Below are 1489 nucleotides of genomic sequence, written 5' to 3'. Positions count from 1 at the left end.
AAGGAGGTGAATCACATGTTGACGGTACAACAAGCTGTATTTACAGTTGAGAGCTTAATCGGCAAAGTCCAACAACAAAAGCAGCTCATTACTCACCAGCAACAAGTCATTGAGCAACNNNTTGAAAGAAAACAAAACAAGCTACGCAAAGAAAATGAACAACTGAAGTACCGTGTTCAAGAGCTGGAAGCACGCACGAAAAAAAACAGCTCCAATAGCCATTTGCCCCCATCTTCTGACCGTTTTGAGAAAAAGCGTTCCTCCCGCGAGCCGTCTGGCAAAAAGCCTGGTGGGCAAGAGGGACATGAGGGGAAGACGCTCCGTCAAGTGGAACATCCACATCATCGTGTCGTCCACCGTGTGCATACGTGTCAAGGATGTGGAGCTTCTTTGCGTGAAGTCAAACCGTTCAAAGTCGATATCCGTCAAGTGTTTGATGTCCCTCCTGTGGCGATCGAGGTGACACAACATGAACGTGAAGTGAAATCGTGTCCACATTGTCGATGCGTGCAACAAGCCGAATTCCCATCCCATGTCACGAATCATGTGCAATACGGTCCACGGCTCACGGCGCTCGTTGTTTATTTACATCATATCCAATTGATCCCGTACAAGCGTTTAAGTGATACAATCGAAGCGTTATATCAACACTCGATTAGTACAGGAACCCTTGCCAATATGGTGAAACGAGGACGCGAAGCGCTGGAATCAAATATGGACATCATCGAAGACGCCTTACTTGAATCCAACATCCTGCATGTCGATGAAACGAGTTTGCGCATCAATGGGAAACTCGCATGGGTGCATGTCGCATGTACGTCGACATATACGTACTTGGCTCCTCACGCTTCTCGTGGAAAAAAAGCGACCGATGATATCGGGATTCTTCCCCGATATGAAGGGACGATGATGCATGATGCGTTCGGTACGTATCCGAAATACACACATGCCACCCATGCCCTTTGTCATGCCCACCATTTGCGTGAGTTAAAAGGATTCATCGAACAGGGGCATACGTGGGCGATGCGCATGACCACGTTTCTGTTAGCCGCCAAGCAAGCCGTCGAAGCCCATCACGGTGCACTTTCCGAAGAAGAAGCGAGACGGTGGGAACGAGTGTATGATCGCATCCTAGAAAGAGCACAACACCGATTAGAAACGATGACGCCTCTTCCGAAAAAAGCACTCGCTTTTGTTCGACGCCTTCAAAAACGAAAGGAAGAAGCGCTGCGTTTCTTACGTGAAGTACATGTTCCCTTTGAAACAACCAAGCCGAACGCGATCTTCGCATGGTTAAAGTCAAAGAGAACATTTCGGGTACGTTTCGCGAAGAAACATTCGCGCAGTCGTTTTGCATCGCAAGAAGCATCGTTTCCACACTGACGAAACAACGAAAAAAACGTGTGGGATTCGTTATGTCTTCTGTTGGCAGGCGAAACGATCGATCGAGTTCTTTCCACTACCTAGGGCATTTTCTATGACCGAAATG

1 pseudogene is annotated in these 1489 nt (G+C 47.8%); it reads left to right on the top strand.

The features are described from left to right. The first annotated feature begins 15 nt into the window (after positions 1 to 15). Positions 16 to 1467, top strand: a pseudogene (locus TNMX_RS12520) (IS66 family transposase). Positions 1468 to 1489 lie beyond the last annotated feature (22 nt).

The sequence above is a fragment of the Thermus sp. NMX2.A1 genome (assembly GCF_000511705.1).
Classification (GTDB): domain Bacteria; phylum Deinococcota; class Deinococci; order Deinococcales; family Thermaceae; genus Thermus; species Thermus scotoductus.
This window is presented reverse-complemented; position numbering and strand designations above follow the sequence as displayed.